The organism is Streptomyces sp. NPDC057697 (genome assembly GCF_042799335.1).
Classification (GTDB): domain Bacteria; phylum Actinomycetota; class Actinomycetes; order Streptomycetales; family Streptomycetaceae; genus Streptomyces.
Map to the genome: position 1 here is coordinate 361530 of NZ_JBHVJA010000002.1, position 14746 is coordinate 376275.

The 14746-nt window shown below is 72.8% G+C and carries 13 protein-coding genes; 5 read left to right on the forward strand and 8 right to left on the reverse strand.

What is annotated here, in order from left to right:
• The first annotated feature begins 100 nt into the window (after nucleotides 1–100).
• Nucleotides 101–862: a SigE family RNA polymerase sigma factor gene (locus ACFVFH_RS06740; protein ID WP_383764337.1), complete on the forward strand. Its 762-nt coding sequence runs from the start codon at nucleotides 101–103 to the stop codon at nucleotides 860–862.
• Nucleotides 863–1620: 758 nt separating this feature from the next.
• On the opposite strand, the gene ACFVFH_RS06745 is transcribed toward ACFVFH_RS06740, so the two are convergent.
• Complete coding sequence (locus ACFVFH_RS06745) at nucleotides 1621–2331, reverse strand: uridine kinase (RefSeq protein ID WP_383764340.1); 711 nt, start codon at nucleotides 2329–2331, stop codon at nucleotides 1621–1623.
• A 63-nt stretch (nucleotides 2332–2394) separates the two neighbouring features.
• Here ACFVFH_RS06745 and ACFVFH_RS06750 point away from each other — a divergent pair, with 63 nt between their 5' ends.
• The gene (locus tag ACFVFH_RS06750; RefSeq protein ID WP_383764343.1) at nucleotides 2395–2829 is read left to right on the forward strand and encodes a hypothetical protein; all 435 of its coding nucleotides are present in this window, start codon (nucleotides 2395–2397) and stop codon (nucleotides 2827–2829) included.
• A gap of 96 nt (nucleotides 2830–2925) precedes the next feature.
• Here the strand turns inward: ACFVFH_RS06750 and ACFVFH_RS06755 are convergent, their stop codons facing one another.
• The 3 genes from ACFVFH_RS06755 to deoC are packed head-to-tail and all read right to left on the reverse strand — an operon-like array spanning nucleotide 2926 to nucleotide 6264.
• Nucleotides 2926–3828, reverse strand: coding sequence for an aldehyde dehydrogenase family protein (locus ACFVFH_RS06755; protein WP_383764346.1), 903 nt, complete (start codon nucleotides 3826–3828; stop codon nucleotides 2926–2928).
• A complete protein-coding gene (locus ACFVFH_RS06760) occupies nucleotides 3818–5257 on the reverse strand; it encodes an aldehyde dehydrogenase family protein (RefSeq protein WP_383764349.1) in 1440 nt (479 codons plus the stop codon). The genes ACFVFH_RS06755 and ACFVFH_RS06760 overlap by 11 nt, the downstream gene beginning before the upstream one ends.
• A 5-nt stretch (nucleotides 5258–5262) precedes the next feature.
• A complete protein-coding gene (gene deoC / locus ACFVFH_RS06765; protein ID WP_383764353.1) occupies nucleotides 5263–6264 on the reverse strand; it encodes a deoxyribose-phosphate aldolase in 1002 nt (333 codons plus the stop codon).
• A gap of 115 nt (nucleotides 6265–6379) precedes the next feature.
• On the opposite strand from deoC, the gene ACFVFH_RS06770 reads away from it, so the two are divergent.
• Entirely contained in the window at nucleotides 6380–7030 is a 651-nt protein-coding gene (locus ACFVFH_RS06770) for a PH domain-containing protein (RefSeq protein WP_383764356.1), read from the forward strand.
• 761 nt (nucleotides 7031–7791) lie between these two features.
• Here the strand turns inward: ACFVFH_RS06770 and ACFVFH_RS06775 are convergent.
• From ACFVFH_RS06775 to ACFVFH_RS06785, 3 genes are all read right to left on the reverse strand, one after another.
• Nucleotides 7792–9441: a phospho-sugar mutase gene (locus ACFVFH_RS06775; RefSeq protein WP_383764359.1), complete on the reverse strand. Its 1650-nt coding sequence runs from the start codon at nucleotides 9439–9441 to the stop codon at nucleotides 7792–7794.
• 59 nt (nucleotides 9442–9500) lie between these two features.
• Nucleotides 9501–10325, reverse strand: a complete 825-nt coding sequence (locus ACFVFH_RS06780) for a purine-nucleoside phosphorylase (RefSeq protein ID WP_383764361.1) — start codon at nucleotides 10323–10325, stop codon at nucleotides 9501–9503.
• 101 nt (nucleotides 10326–10426) lie between these two features.
• Nucleotides 10427–10864, reverse strand: coding sequence for a gamma-glutamylcyclotransferase (locus ACFVFH_RS06785; protein ID WP_358857946.1), 438 nt, complete (start codon nucleotides 10862–10864; stop codon nucleotides 10427–10429).
• A gap of 250 nt (nucleotides 10865–11114) precedes the next feature.
• On the opposite strand from ACFVFH_RS06785, the gene ACFVFH_RS06790 reads away from it, so the two are divergent.
• Both ACFVFH_RS06790 and ACFVFH_RS06795 read left to right on the forward strand, forming a co-directional pair.
• Complete coding sequence (locus tag ACFVFH_RS06790) at nucleotides 11115–12554, forward strand: NAD(P)H-quinone dehydrogenase (RefSeq protein ID WP_383764364.1); 1440 nt, start codon at nucleotides 11115–11117, stop codon at nucleotides 12552–12554.
• A 187-nt stretch (nucleotides 12555–12741) separates the two neighbouring features.
• Nucleotides 12742–13722 (forward strand): DeoR/GlpR family DNA-binding transcription regulator, encoded by a 981-nt coding sequence (locus tag ACFVFH_RS06795; RefSeq protein WP_383764367.1) that lies wholly within the window; start codon nucleotides 12742–12744, stop codon nucleotides 13720–13722.
• 327 nt (nucleotides 13723–14049) lie between these two features.
• On the opposite strand, the gene ACFVFH_RS06800 is transcribed toward ACFVFH_RS06795, so the two are convergent.
• On the reverse strand, nucleotides 14050–14649 hold the full coding sequence (locus tag ACFVFH_RS06800; protein ID WP_383764370.1) for a TetR/AcrR family transcriptional regulator: 600 nt from the start codon (nucleotides 14647–14649) through the stop codon (nucleotides 14050–14052).
• Between the last annotated feature and the right edge of the window lie 97 nt (nucleotides 14650–14746).

Consider the following 14746-nt stretch of genomic DNA (forward strand, 5'->3'; position numbering starts at 1 on the left):
TGTGACAGGGCTGTGACAGTCGGCGGACAGCGTCATGAAACTGCCCCGGCAAGCTCATTGGCACAAGGAACGGACGGACTCCACCGATGGGGGGCGCGAGATGAACGCAACTCACAGCATCACCGCAAGCGCAGTTGTCACGCGTCTCCACGACGTCGGCCGGAGCACCGAGAAGTCCGGCGCCGGGAGTGGACGGGGGTGCGTTCGTGGCGCCGGGCGTCAGCACACCTCGTACATGACGGTGGTTGACGCGCCTGCGGGGGACAGCGGGGGGAACAACGGGGGCCGTGCGTACGGGGAGAGCACGAGGGAGCGGAAGGTTCCGGCGCAGGGCGGGGATGCCGAAGCGGCGTTCACGGCCTACGTCCAGGAGCGCCGCGCCTCCCTGTACGCGACCGCCTACCACCTGACCGGCGACCGGTTCGAGGCCGAGGACCTGCTGCAGAGCGCCCTCTTCTCGACGTACCGGGCATGGGACCGGATCAGCGACAAGGCGGCGGTCGGCGGCTATCTGCGCCGCACCATGACGAACCTGCACATCAGCGCCTGGCGCAGGCGCAAGCTCAACGAGTACCCGACCGAGGAACTGCCGGAGACGGCGGGCGACACGGACGCGATGCGCGGCACGGAACTGCGCGCCGTGCTCTGGCAGGCGCTGGCGCGGCTGCCGGAACTCCAGCGCACGATGCTGGTCCTGCGCTACTACGAGGGCCGCACCGATCCGGAGATCGCGTCCATCCTCGACATCAGTGTCGGCACGGTGAAGTCCAGCATCTGGCGGTCGCTCCGCCGGCTGCGCGAGGACGAGGTCCTCAGCTTCGGCCGTGACGAGGAGGAGTCCTTCGGCGAGCTGGTGGCCTGAGGAACGGGGGAACACGGGGGAGACCGAGGGGGAACGAAGGGGGACACGGGGCCGCTGCTTCGGGGGAGGCGGCGGAGTACGGGGGAAGTGCTGCGGGGTCGGATGGGCCGGGGGGCCTGTCCGGCCTCGTCGGCGTACGCGGGGAGTTCCATGCCGGGGTGCGCTCGCGGCCAGGTACGTGGCTGACCCGACCGGGGCGGGCGGGGTACTCCTTGGCACAGGCACAGGCACAGGCACAGGCACAGGCACAGGCACAGGTGCAGGCGCAGGCGATGAAGGACGTGCTCCCCGTGGTCGCGGAGAGCGTTGACAGGACGGACGGCGTGCCGGATGCCGGTCCGAGGCTGCCGCTCGGGCAGGTTCTCGCCGACTGCCGTGTGGACGCGCGGGAGAACATGGGGCTGACTTCGGCCGCCCACGTCAGGAGCGGGCTTCCCGCCGAGCCCGCCGGGGAGGACGGGGCCGGTGTCCATGTCTCGGTGGACCGGAAGACCGTGCTGCTGCCGGTGGTCCGGGCGGTGTCCGAGGACCCCGGCGCCTACGCCGTGATCCGCGACGTGTTGCCACTCCGCGACGTGTTGCCACTCCGCGACGTGTTGCCACTTCGCGATGCGTCGACACGGGAGGGCGTCGAGGGGCTCGTGGCGACGGGAGCCGGCGCGTGGGCGGGCAGGGCTCGGCCTGCCGCGGGACCCTGGCGTATCCGGGCCGAGCCGGGCCGGAGGCCCGTGCGCGAGGTGCCGGTGGGCGGGGGCGGCCTACTCCGGGACCGGGGTGCCCACCGGTGCCCGGCGGCAGCGTCCCGCCGCGGCGGCGGCCAGTCGGCCCAGGGCCTCCTCCTTGCCGCAGGGGTGGGCGCCCAGGGCCGTCTGGCGGGCCACGATCCGGCGCTCCGCGCGCATCAGCCGCCAGCCGCGCCGCAGCAGGAACGGCACCGACTTGCGGCCCTCGCGCAGGTCCCGCAGCAGGCGGCGGCGGAACGTCGTGGTCGGGCGGCCGCGCAGACAGAGCGCGTCGGCCAGGACGCCGAGTTCCTGGCAGCGCTCGACTATGTCCGCCGCGAAGATCCCCTCGGCCACGAACAGCGGTGTGCGCTCGATGTGCAGGGCCTCCCGGTCGACCCGGGAGCTGGTGGAGATGTCGTAGACCGGGACGTGGGTGCGCCCGGTGCGGCACAGTTCCATGATCGCGGAGACCGCGGCGTCGGCGTCCCAGGACTGTGCGGAGTCCCAGTCGATGTCCGTACTGCCGGGGACGAGCGGCAGCGTGGGGTCGTCGCCCTCCTTGTAGAAGTCGTCCAGGCGCAGCACCGGCAGGTCGGTGCGGGCGGCCAGGGAGGACTTGCCGGAGCCGGAGGGGCCCGCGAGCAGCACCACGCGGGTCGGGATCGATTGGGAATTCACAGAACACGAGTGTGAGGCATTGACCCACGCAGGGGATCCCCCGGTGCCCGTGTTGGTATCGAGCATCACACCTCAACTACTCTACGCGTCCAGACGATTACTCGATGGTCTCGATCAGGCGGGAATTCCATGGCACGTCACGCACTTTCCAAGTCCCGGCGCCGCGCCCTGCTCAGGGCAGGGCTGACCGTCACCGCGGTGGGTGCCGCGCTCGGTGCGGGGGGTGCGGCGGCCCAGGCGGCGCCGCTGCCCCACCTGCCGGTCGTGGGCGCCGGCACCAGTCTCGGCGACACCAGCCTCGGGGAGGCCGGAGAGGCCGCCGGGGGCGCGGTGACCGGGGCGCTCGGGCACTCCCTCAGGGGCGGCATCGCCCCGGTGACGCATCTGCGACTCGACCCGCTGGCGGGCACGGGCACGGACCCGCTGGACAACGCGGTCGGGACGCAGATCGCGGACTTCAAGCCGGTCTCGACGGCCGCCGTCACCGACCCGCTGACCAGCGGTGGCGCGTTGAAGGACCTGCCGCTGGTCGGCCCGGTGGTGACGGCGCTGCACGGCGGCTGAGCCGGAGCCGGACCGGAAACGGCCCGTTCCCCCGGAGTTCCGGTTCCGGGGGAACGGGCCGCCGTCGTGCGTGGATCGGCCGGCGCGGGGCGCCGGTCAGTACGAGGAGCCCGAGGCGCCCAGGGCGCCCGTCGGGTGCCAGACCGTCTTGGTCTCCAGGAAGGCCGTCAGGCGGTGGGTGCCCGGGGCGGCCGTCCAGTCGGCGGAACCCCCGTCCACAGCCTGTGGGCGGACGACCCGCTTCAGGTTGTCCGCCGCCGCGATCTCCAGCTCCTTCGCCAGCGCGGTGTCGGCGCCCGTGAGGTCGATCGCGTTCACGTCCTGGTGGGAGGCGAGCGGTGCCGCGATCTCCGCGGTGCTGCCGGACAGGATGTTCACCACACCGCCCGGCAGGTCGGAGGTGGCCAGCACCTCGCCCAGCGACAGGGCCGGGAGCGGGGCGTCCGCCGAGGCGACGACGACCGCCGTGTTGCCGGTCGCGATCACCGGGGCGATCACCGAGACCAGGCCCAGGAACGACGACTCCTGGGGGGCCAGGACCGTGACCACACCGGTCGGTTCGGGGGTGGACAGGTTGAAGAACGGGCCCGCGACCGGGTTCGCCCCGCCCACGACCTGGCCGATCTTGTCGGTCCAGCCCGCGTACCAGACCCAGCGGTCGATCGCCGCGTCGACGACGGCCGCCGCCTTGGACTTCGACAGGCCCTCCGCGTCCGCCACTTCCCGTACGAACTGCTCCCTGCGGCCCTCCAGCATCTCCGCGACGCGGTAGAGGACCTGGCCGCGGTTGTACGCGGTCGCGCCCGACCAGCCGCCGAACGCCTTGCGGGCGGCCACGACCGCGTCGCGCGCGTCCTTGCGGGAGGACCGGGGCGCGTTCGCCAGCCACTTGCCCTTGGAGTCCGTCACCTCGTACACCCGGCCGCTCTCGGAGCGGGGGAACTTGCCCCCGACGTACAGCTTGTAGGTCTTGAAGACGCTCAGACGGTTATCGGACATCGAGGTACGCCTCCAGGCCGTGGCGGCCGCCTTCGCGGCCGAAGCCCGACTCCTTGTAGCCGCCGAAGGGCGAGGTCGGGTCGAACTTGTTGAACGTGTTGGCCCAGACGACGCCCGCCCGGAGCTTGTTCGCCACCGCGAGGATGCGGGAGCCCTTCTCCGTCCAGATGCCGGCCGAGAGGCCGTACTGGCTGTTGTTGGCCTTGGCGACCGCCTCGTCGGGCGTGCGGAAGGACAGCACCGACAGCACCGGGCCGAAGATCTCGTCGCGGGCGATGGTGTGCGCCTGGGTGACGTTGGTGAAGAGTGTCGGGGCGAACCAGTAACCGGCCGAGGGGAGTTCGCAGGGGGCCGACCAGCGCTCGGCGCCCTCCGCCTCGCCCGTCTCGGTGAGCGCGGTGATCCGGGCGAGCTGCTCCGCGGAGTTGATCGCGCCGATGTCGGTGTTCTTGTCCAGCGGGTCGCCCAGCCGGAGCGTGCTCAGCCGGCGCTTCAGCGCGTCCAGCAGCTCGTCCTGGACCGACTCCTGGACGAGGAGGCGGGAGCCCGCGCAGCAGACCTGGCCCTGGTTGAAGAAGATGCCGGTGACGATGCCCTCGACGGCTTGGTCGACGGGGGCGTCGTCGAAGACGATGTTGGCGCCCTTGCCGCCCAGTTCGAGGGTGACCCTCTTGTCCGTACCGGCGATCTGGCGGGCGATGGCCTTGCCGACCGCCGTCGAGCCGGTGAACGCGACCTTGTTCACGTCCTCGTGCGCGACGAGGGCGGCGCCCGCGTCGCCGTAGCCGGGAAGGATGTTGACGACACCGTTGGGCAGGCCCGCCTGGCGGCAGATGTCCGCGAAGAACAGCGCGGAGAGCGGGGTCGTCTCGGCGGGCTTGAGGACCACGGTGTTGCCGGTGGCCAGCGCCGGGGCGATCTTCCAGGCCAGCATCAGGAGGGGGAAGTTCCAGGGGATGACCTGGCCCGCGACGCCGAGCGGGCGCGGGTCCGCGCCGTAGCCCGCGTGGTCCAGCTTGTCGGCCCAGCCCGCGTAGTAGAAGAAGTGCGCCGCGACCAGCGGGAGGTCCGCGTCGCGGGTCTCCCGGATCGGCTTGCCGTTGTCGAGGGTTTCGAGAACGGCGAGCTCGCGGCTGCGCTCCTGGATGATCCGGGCGATCCGGAAGAGGTACTTGGCGCGCTCGGAGCCGGGCAGCGCCGACCACTTCTCGAACGCCTTGCGGGCCGCCTTCACGGCCCGGTCGACGTCGGCCGCACCGGCCTGCGCGACCTCGGAGAGCACCTCCTCGGTGCTCGGCGAGACGGTCTTGAAGACCTTGCCGTCGGCCGCCTCGGTGAACTCGCCGTCGATGAACAGCCCGTACGAGGGGGCGATGTCGACGACCGAGCGCGACTCGGGGGCGGGGGCGTATTCGAATGCAGATGCCATGGGGATCAGTCCACCGTCACGTAATCGGGGCCGGAGTAACGGCCGGTGCTGAGCTTCTGGCGCTGCATCAGCAGGTCGTTCAGCAGGCTGGAGGCGCCGAAGCGGAACCAGTGGTTGTCCAGCCAGTCCTCGCCCGCGGTCTCGTTCACCAGCACCAGGAACTTGACCGCGTCCTTGGACGTGCGGATGCCGCCGGCCGGCTTCACGCCGATCTGGACGCCGGTCTGCGCGCGGAAGTCGCGCACGGCCTCCAGCATCAGCAGGGTGTTCGCGGGCGTGGCGTTCGTGGCGACCTTGCCGGTCGACGTCTTGATGAAGTCGGCGCCCGCCAGCATGCCGAGCCAGGAGGCGCGGCGGATGTTGTCGTACGTGGACAGCTCGCCCGTCTCGAAGATCACCTTCAGCCGGGCGTCCGGGCCGTCGGCCCGCGCGCACTCCGCCTTCACGGCGAGGATCTCCTCGTACACCTTCAGATAGCGGCCGGAGAGGAAGGCCCCCCGGTCGATCACCATGTCGATCTCGTCGGCCCCGGCGGCCACGGCGTCGCGGACGTCCGCGAGCTTCACGTCGAGCGCGGCGCGGCCGGCGGGGAAGGCCGTGGCCACGGAGGCCACCTTCACACCGGAGCCGGCCAGCGCGGCGACGGCGGTCGCCGCCATGTCGGGGTAGACGCAGACGGCCGCGGTGCGCGGGGTCGTGCGGTCGGTCGGGTCGGGATGGGCGGCCTTGGCGGCGAGGGCCCGGACCTTGCCCGGGGTGTCCGCGCCTTCCAGCGTCGTCAGGTCGATCATCGAGATGGCCAGGTCGATGGCGTACGCCTTGGCCGTCGTCTTGATCGAACGGGTGCCGAGGGAGGCGGCGCGCGCTTCGAGGCCGACGGCGTCGACGCCGGGCAGCCCGTGCAGGAAGCGGCGCAGCGCACTGTCGGACCCGGTCGCGTCGGCGAAGGGGGTACCGCCCTGCTCGAACGCAGCCGAGAGCTTGGGGGAGGGTGCTGTGGTGGGCATGGTCACCAGAGGAGCATATCTACGCGCGTAGCGACCTGTACAGGGGGACCGCTTCTCCGCGACCGGCTCCGGTCCGCCGGGCAGGCCCCTGGGCCCGTCAGGCAGAATCGGGCCCATGACGAGCCCCACACCACCCGCCGAGCCGGTCTACGCCGACCGGACCTTCCGCTCGCCCGCCGGGATCGTCGGGGGCGTCCTGCTGCTTCTGCTCATCTTCTGGATCGGCGGGGACGCCGCGATCCGCGGCCACGGCCGGGTGCCGTGGCTGGCGCTGGCGGGGATGCTGACCTCGGTGCCGATGGTCGTCGCGTTCACGCTGCGACCCGTGGTGCTCGCCAGTGACCGGCGTATCCGGATCCGCAACCCGTTCCGGACGATCACCCTGCCGTGGACCGAGGTCTCCGACCTGCGGGCCGGGTATTCCAGCGAACTGTTCACCGAGGGCGGTGCCAAGTACCAGCTGTGGGCGGTGCCGGTCTCGCTGCGGCAGCGCAAGAAGGCGGCCCGGCAGCAGTCCCGGCGGTCGCTGGACGACCCGTACGACCGCACGTCCGTTCAGGCCGATGTACGCGACACCCGGGCCCGGACGGCGTCGGCCGACCAGACCATGGCCGATCTGCGCGAGCTGGCGGAGCGGGCGCGGACGGGGGCGGGCGCCGCGGGGGCCCCGGAGCCGTCGTCCGTCTCGGTGTGCTGGGCGTACGAGGTGATCGCACCGGCGGTGGTGGGCGCGGTGCTGCTCGTGGTGCTGCTGGCGACCGGCTGAGGACGGCCGGAAAGGCCCGTACGGGAGCCTGGTCCGACGAAGCCCGCACCGCGTTCTCCGGTGCGGGCTTCCGCCTGTCCGGGCTCTCCCGTACGGGCCTTTCCGGGCCTGCCCGGTCCCGATGCCGGGACAGTCGTTCGAGGCGGTACTGGTGGGTGCGCCGGGTCGCGCCGGCCGCGCGGACAGGGATGAGGTGGTGGCGGGTGCGCCGGGTCGCTCCGGCCGCCTCGTGTGCTCCGGCCGTCTTGACCGCGCCGGGACGGCCCCGGTCGCGCCCGTCCGCGCAGGGTCGCGCCTTCCGCGCCCGTCCGCGTCCCTCCGTGCCCCTCCGCGCCGACCGCGCCCGTCCGTGCTCATCCGCGTCCGTCCGCGTCCGTCCGTACCCGTCCGCGCCGGGTTGCCCCCGTCTGCGCCGGGCCGTCTCGACCGTGCCGGGTCGCGCCAGGCGTGCCGGACCGGCGCCTGTTGCCTTGACTGTGCCGGGCCGTGTCAGTCGCGCCGGGCCGCCCCTGTCGCCTGGACCGTGCGGCCGTGGTCGAGGCGGCGCGGGTGCGCTGGGTCGCTCCGGCCGCCTCGACCGCGCCAAGTTGCCTCGTCCGCGCCGGGACGGCCCCGGTCGCGCCCGTCCGCGCCGAGCTGCCTCGTCCGCGCCGGGTCGCGCTGGGCCGCGCCGACCGTGCCCGTCCGCGTCCGACCGTGCCCCTCCGCGCCGTCTGCGCCCGTCCGCGCCGGGTCGCCCCGACCGCGCCCGGCCGCGGCGCTCAGATCCCGGCCGCGGCCGCCAGGTCGCGCTTGATTCCGGTGAGCAGCTCCGACGCCTTCGCGCGGGCCGTCGGAAGCTCGTCCGCCGAACCCACCGGCACCACGACCTCCAGGTAGCACTTCAGCTTCGGTTCCGTGCCGCTCGGGCGGACGATCACCCGGGCGCCTTGGAGCTGGTAGCGCAGCCCGTCCGTGGGCGGCAGCTGCTCCGTCCCCCGCGAGAGGTCCTCGGCCGAGATGACGGCGAGGCCCGCGAGCGTGGCCGGGGGCCGCTCGCGCAGCCGTGCCATGGCGTCCGCGATGACCGACAGGTCCTCCACCCGGACCGACAGCTGGTCGGTGGCGTGCAGCCCGTGGTCGACCGCGAGGTCGTCGAGACGGTCGAGGAGCGTGCGCCCCCGCTCCTTCAGCGCCGAGGCGAGCTCGGCGACGAGCAGGGCGGCCGTGATCCCGTCCTTGTCGCGGACGCCGTCGGGGTCGACGCAGTAGCCGAGCGCCTCCTCGTACCCGTACCGCAGGCCGTCCACCCGGGCGATCCACTTGAAGCCGGTCAGCGTCTCCTCGTGGCCCAGCCCCGCCTTCTCGGCGATCCGGCCCAGCAGCGAGGACGACACGATCGACTCGGCGAGGACACCGGTCGCGCCCCGGTCCACCAGGTGCGCGGCGAGCAGCGCGCCCACCTCGTCGCCGCGCAGCATCCGCCAGCCGCCGTCGGCGCCCGGGTCCGGCACGGCGACGGCGCAGCGGTCGGCGTCCGGGTCGTTGGCGATGACGATGTCGGGGTCCGCCCGGCGCGCCGTCGCGAAGGCGAGGTCCATCGCGCCGGGCTCCTCCGGATTGGGGAAGGCGACGGTGGGGAACGCCGGGTCGGGCTCGGCCTGTTCGGCGACGAGTACCGGCGCGGGGAACCCGGCCCGCTCGAAGGCGGCGGTCAGCACGGACGTGCCGACCCCGTGCATCGCGGTGTACACGACCCGGGCGGTACGCGGCGACCCGGCGGCCAGGACGGTGTCCGTACGGGCCAGATAGGCGTCCAGGACCTCGTCGCCGAGGACCTCCCAGCCCTCCTCGGGGCGGGCCACGCGGTCGAGCGGGCCGACCGCGGCGATCTCGGCGGCGATCTCGCCGTCCGCCGGGGGGACGATCTGCGAGCCGTCGCCGAGGTAGACCTTGTAGCCGTTGTCGCGCGGCGGATTGTGGCTGGCGGTCACCTCGACGCCCGCGACGGCGCCCAGGTGCCGGATGGCGTACGCGAGGACGGGAGTGGGGAGCGGGCGGGGGAGCACCGCCGCGCGCAGTCCCGCGCCGGTCATCACGGCCGCGGTGTCGCGGGCGAAGTCGGCGGACTTGTACCGGGCGTCGTACCCGATGACGACGAGCCCGCCGCCCTGCCCCTGCGCCTTCAGGTACGCGGCGAGCCCGGCCGCCGCGCGGATCACGACCGAGCGGTTCATCCGCATCGGGCCGGCCCCCAGCTCACCGCGGAGTCCGGCGGTGCCGAACTGGAGCGTGCCGGCGAACCGCGCGGCGAGCTCCTCGGCACTCTCCACGGACCCGGACTCGATGAGCCGGGCGAGCTCGTCGCGGGTCTCGGGGTCGGGGTCCTCCGCCAGCCATGTCCTGGCCTGCGCGATGAGGTCCTGCTGCACGGTGTCCGCCTTCCTGCGGGTGCTTCGTGGGTGGGTGCGCGAGACCGGCCGGGGCCGGCTCAGAGGCGGTCGAGGACCCGGGCCAGCAGCGAACCCATCCGGGTCGCCGAGTCCCGCCCCGCCTGGAGCACCTCTTCGTGGTTGAGCGGCTCCCCGCTCAGCCCCGCCGCGAGGTTGGTGACCAGCGAGATGCCCAGCACCTCGGCACCGGCCTCGCGCGCGGCGATGGCCTCCAGCACGGTGGACATGCCGACCAGGTCGCCGCCCATCACGCGGACCATGTTGATCTCGGCCGGGGTCTCGTAGTGCGGGCCGGTGAACTGCACGTACACGCCCTCTTCGAGGGTCTCGTCGACCTCCTTGCACAGCGCGCGCAGCCGGGGCGAGTACAGATCCGTCAGGTCGACGAAGTTGGCGCCCACGATGGGGGAGGACGCCGTCAGGTTGATGTGGTCGCTGATCAGCACCGGCTGACCGGGGCGCATGCCCTCGCGCAGGCCGCCGCAGCCGTTCGTCAGGACGACGGTCCGGCAGCCCGCCGCGACGGCGGTACGGACCCCGTGCGCGACGGCGGCGACGCCCCGGCCCTCGTAGAAGTGGGTACGGCCGAGGAAGACCAGGACGCGCTTCTCACCGATCTTGTACGAGCGGATCGCGCCGCCGTGACCCTGTACGGCGGGGGCCGGGAAACCGGGCAGCTCGGTCACCGGGAACTCGGCCTCCGGGGTGCCGAGCGCATCGCCCGCGGGGGCCCAGCCGGAACCCATCACGAGCGCGACGTCGTGGGTCTCGGCGCCGGTCAGCTCGCGCAGGCGGGCGGCGGCGTCGGCGGCGGCGGCGTACGGGTCGCCCTGGATGTGGTCCGGAATAACTGATGCGTTCACGCGGACGAGGGTAGCCGGTGATTCCCTACGCGCGTAGATGCCCATGAACAGAGTCTGCCCGAACTTACTCGTACTTTCACACAAAAGGGCTGGTCGGCCCGTCAGCAGGGACGCTTGCGCAGTTCCATCACATAGTCGTGCGGGGCGCCCGCGGACTCCGCCGCGTCGGCGATCTCGCCCAGATAGCGGGCGGACGGCAGCCCGCCCTCGTAGCCGTTGAGCACATACATCCAGGCCGGCTCCTCGCCGTCCAGGGTGTGCACGCGCACCCGCATCCGGCGGTAGATGTCGAGGCCGACGCCCTCCCACCGGTCCATGGAGTCCTCGTCCATCGGCGCCAGGTCGTACAGCGTCACGAAGACCTGGGAACGGGGCGCCTCCACCACGGTGGCGAGCGCGCCCTCCCAGCCCATCTGCTCCCCGCCGAAGGTCAGCCGCCAGCCGTTGAGCCAGCCGGTGCCGCGCAGCGGGGAATGCGGTGCGCGGCGCGTCATCAGCCGCGCGTCGAGGTTGCCGGCGTACGCGGCGTAGAGCGACATGGGATCGAGGGTACGGGAGGGGAAGGGGGGAACGTCGACTCCGCTGCGGAAGACCCCTGCACGGGGTTCCGCGAGCCGTCCCCGGGCCCCGGCGCGCACGCCCCGGCGCACGTATGGAGGGCCCCGGGGCGAAGCACCTTGGCGCGTGCGGGACAATGAAGTACGTACTGCATTCCCCCGGGGCGCTCCCCCGGACCCCCGGCCGGGGCAGCAGACGGCCGCGGGATGACATACGCGAGGCGGACTTTTCGTGACCCGGATCGTGATCATCGGCGGCGGACCCGGCGGCTACGAGGCGGCGTTGGTGGGCGCCCAGCTCGGTGCGGAGGTGACCGTCGTCGACTGCGACGGCCTCGGCGGCGCGTCCGTGCTCACCGACTGCGTGCCCTCGAAGACCCTGATCGCGACGGCCGAGGTGATGACCACCTTCGACTCCTCGTACGAGGAGCTGGGCATCATCGTCGCGGACGACACCCCGCACGTGGAACAGGCCGCCCGCGTCGTCGGCGTCGACCTGGGCAAGGTCAACCGGCGGGTGAAGCGCCTGGCGCTCGCCCAGTCCCACGACATCACCGCCTCCGTGACCCGCGCCGGTGCCCGGGTGATGCGCGGCCGCGGCCGGCTGGCGGGGCTCCAGGCCGCCGACGGCTCCCGCAAGGTCGTCGTGACCGCCGCCGACGGCACGGAGGAGACCCTCACCGCCGACGCCGTGCTGATCGCGACCGGCGGCCACCCCCGGGAGATCCCGGACGCGCTCCCCGATGGCGAGCGCATCCTGAACTGGACCCAGGTCTACGACCTCGACGAGCTGCCCGAGGAGCTCATCGTGGTCGGCTCCGGCGTCACCGGCGCCGAGTTCGCGGGCGCCTACCAGGCGCTCGGCTCGCGCGTCACCCTCGTCTCCTCCCGCGACCGGGTGCTGCCGGGCGAGGACCCGGACGCGGCCGCCGTGCTGGAGGACGTCTTCCGCCGCCGCGGCATGAACGTCATGGCCCGCTCCCGCGCCGCGGCCGCCAAGCGCGTCGGCGACCGGGTCGAGGTCACCCTCGCCGACGGCCGGGTCATCTCCGGCTCGCACTGCCTCATGGCGGTCGGCGCGATCCCGAACACGGCGGGCATGGGCCTGGAGGAGGCCGGGGTCCGGCTCAAGGAGTCCGGCCACATCCGGACCGACAAGGTCTCCCGCACCAGCGCGCCGGGCGTGTACGCGGCCGGTGACGTCACCGGGATCTTCGCCCTCGCCTCGGTCGCCGCGATGCAGGGCCGGATCGCGATGTACCACTTCCTCGGCGACGCGGTGGCCCCGCTGGATCTGAAGACGGTCTCCTCGAACGTGTTCACCGATCCCGAGATCGCCACCGTCGGTTACACCCAGGCCGATGTCGACGCGGGCAAGATCGACGCCCGGGTGGTCAAGCTGCCGCTGCTGCGCAACCCGCGCGCCAAGATGCAGGGCATCCGCGACGGCTTCGTCAAGATCTTCTGCCGCCCCGGCACCGGCATCGTGGTCGGCGGCTGTGTCGTCGCGCCGCGCGCGAGCGAACTCATCCACCCCATCTCGATCGCGGTCGACAACAATTTGACGGTGGAACAGATCGCAAATGCTTTCACCGTGTACCCGTCCCTGTCGGGTTCGATCGCGGAAGTGGCACGGCAGTTGCACACCCGTAAGCGCGCCGGCGAGGCGTAGGCGCCCTCCGGAAGCCGGGAATCCCCGGCGACTTCCGGCAGTTCGGGCGGTGTGACGACCGCCGTCCGATCAGTACAGAACAACAACGGGGCCGCCTATACCACTTGGCGGCCCCTTGTATGTACAACTTCCGTTATTCGGCGCAAACTGCTGAAAACACTCGGGCGGTCACGTTACTGTCAGTTTCGTGTTCGCTGCAGAACGTCGTCAGTTGATCCTCGAAATGGTGCGTGCCAACGGGGCGGTATCGCTCCGTGAGCTCGCCCGCGTCGTCCAGACCTCCGAAGTGACCGTACGGCGGGACGTGCGGGCACTGGAGGCAGAAGGACTCCTCGACCGCCGGCACGGCGGTGCGGTACTGCCGGGCGGCTTCACGCGGGAGTCCGGCATCCCGCAGAAATCCCATCTCGCCACCGCGGAGAAGACGGCCATCGCCGACCTGGCCGCCGGTCTCGTGGACGAGGGCGAGGCCATCGTCGTCGGAGCCGGTACGACCACGCAGGAGCTGGCCCGTCGGCTCGCGCGGATCCCCGGTCTGACCGTGGTCACCAACTCCCTCCTGGTCGCCCAGGCGCTGGCCCACGCCAACCGGGTGGAGGTGGTGATGACCGGCGGCACGCTGCGCGGTTCCAACTACGCCCTGGTGGGCAGCGGGGCCGAGCAGTCCCTCCAGGGGCTGCGGGTCTCGCGCGCGTTCCTCTCCGGGAGCGGGCTCACCGCCGAGCGCGGCCTCTCCACGTCCAACATGCTCTCCGCGAGCGTGGACCGGGCGCTGGTGCAGGCGGCCGCCGAGGTGGTGGTCCTGGCCGACCACACCAAGCTCGGCGCCGACACCATGTTCCAGACGGTGCCGACGGACCTCGTCACGCGCCTGGTGACGGACGAGCCCCCCGGCCACGACGACCGCGCCGCCACCGAGCTCCAGGCCCTGGCGGACCAAGGGGTGCAGATCGCGGTGGCCGGTGCGGGAAGCGGCCCCACGGCGGCCGAGCCGCTGCCGCACGGCCGACAGGGCCGCCGCGACATGCCGCTGCCCGGACAGCGCCGTACGCCGCACGGCGGCCCCGGGGGCCAGGGCCCGCAGCAGCTGCGCAGCGCGGCCTCGCTGGCGGAGCCGGGCCAGGGCCCGGGGGACCGGTCGAGAGTCGCGGACCTGCGGCGCCGGTAGGACCGGCCGGAGGCGCGGGCGGGGGCGCGCAGGGGGGGGCAGCCTCGCGCAGGGGCTCGCAGGGGGGGGGGCAGCCTCGCGCAGGGGACTACGGCGCTCCGCGCAGCGAACCACGGCGTTTCCGCGCTGCCTTGCCCGGATCGCTCGTGCCGCCCCGCCTGGATCGCTCGCGCTGCCCTGCCCGGACCGCCTGTAACGCCCGCCCGCATCTGCTCGGCAGGCTTCGGAGTGTGGTCGGTTCAGTGGGCCACGGCGTTTCCGCGCTGCCCTGCCCGGACCGCCCGCGCCGCCCTGCCCGGACCGCTTGTAACGCCCGCCCGCACCTGCTCAGCAGGCTTCCGCGTGCGGTCCCTTCAGTCCCTGCAAGGTCAGCGTCAGCAGTCGTCCCGCCAACTCCGGGTCGTCGGGGGCCTGTTCGGCGGCCAGTGCGATCGCGTTGGTCAGCTGCAACAGATCGTCGATCGACACGTCGGGCCGCACGGCCCCGTTCACCTGCGCCCGCGCCAACAGCACCGCCCCCGCCTCGCGCAGCGGCACATTGCACTGGGCCAGGGCCGAAGTCTCGTCCCGCGACGTCGACATCAGGGCCTGCGCGAGCCCTCGGTACTCACCCGCGTGAGTGATGATCGCCCCCAGCCACTCCACCAGGCCCCGGCACGGATGCTCCGCCCGCGCGAGCTCCCGGGAGCGGGTGAGCAGGGACGCCAGGGCCTCCTGGAAGACCGCGTTCATCAGCGCGTGCCGGGTCGGGAAGTGCCGGTACAGCGTGCCGATGCCCACGCCCGCGCGGCGCGCGACGTCCTCCAGGGACGCGTCGGTGCCGTGCTTCGCGAAGGCGACCCGGGCCTCGTTCAGCAGCCGGTCGTGATTCCGGCGCGCGTCGGCCCGCATGGGCCGGGGCGGCGTCTGTGCCGTACTGCTCGCCATGGCGCGGTCATCCCTTCTTCCGCCTCGGGGTCCAGGATGCCACCGCGCGTCCGGGGGAGTGACCGCACGACGGGGCCCCGGCGCAGTTGTACGACCT

Excerpts from the sequence above, each read along its gene's own strand:
- ACFVFH_RS06740 (WP_383764337.1), top strand. The coding sequence starts at position 101 with ATGAACGCAACTCACAGCATCACCGCAAGCGCAGTTGTCACGCGTCTC.
- ACFVFH_RS06745 (WP_383764340.1), bottom strand. The coding sequence starts at position 2,331 with ATGCTCGATACCAACACGGGCACCGGGGGATCCCCTGCGTGGGTCAAT.
- ACFVFH_RS06750 (WP_383764343.1), top strand. The coding sequence starts at position 2,395 with ATGGCACGTCACGCACTTTCCAAGTCCCGGCGCCGCGCCCTGCTCAGG.
- ACFVFH_RS06755 (WP_383764346.1), bottom strand. The coding sequence starts at position 3,828 with ATGTCCGATAACCGTCTGAGCGTCTTCAAGACCTACAAGCTGTACGTC.
- ACFVFH_RS06760 (WP_383764349.1), bottom strand. The coding sequence starts at position 5,257 with ATGGCATCTGCATTCGAATACGCCCCCGCCCCCGAGTCGCGCTCGGTC.
- deoC (WP_383764353.1), bottom strand. The coding sequence starts at position 6,264 with ATGCCCACCACAGCACCCTCCCCCAAGCTCTCGGCTGCGTTCGAGCAG.
- ACFVFH_RS06770 (WP_383764356.1), top strand. The coding sequence starts at position 6,380 with ATGACGAGCCCCACACCACCCGCCGAGCCGGTCTACGCCGACCGGACC.
- ACFVFH_RS06785 (WP_358857946.1), bottom strand. The coding sequence starts at position 10,864 with ATGTCGCTCTACGCCGCGTACGCCGGCAACCTCGACGCGCGGCTGATG.
- ACFVFH_RS06800 (WP_383764370.1), bottom strand. The coding sequence starts at position 14,649 with ATGGCGAGCAGTACGGCACAGACGCCGCCCCGGCCCATGCGGGCCGAC.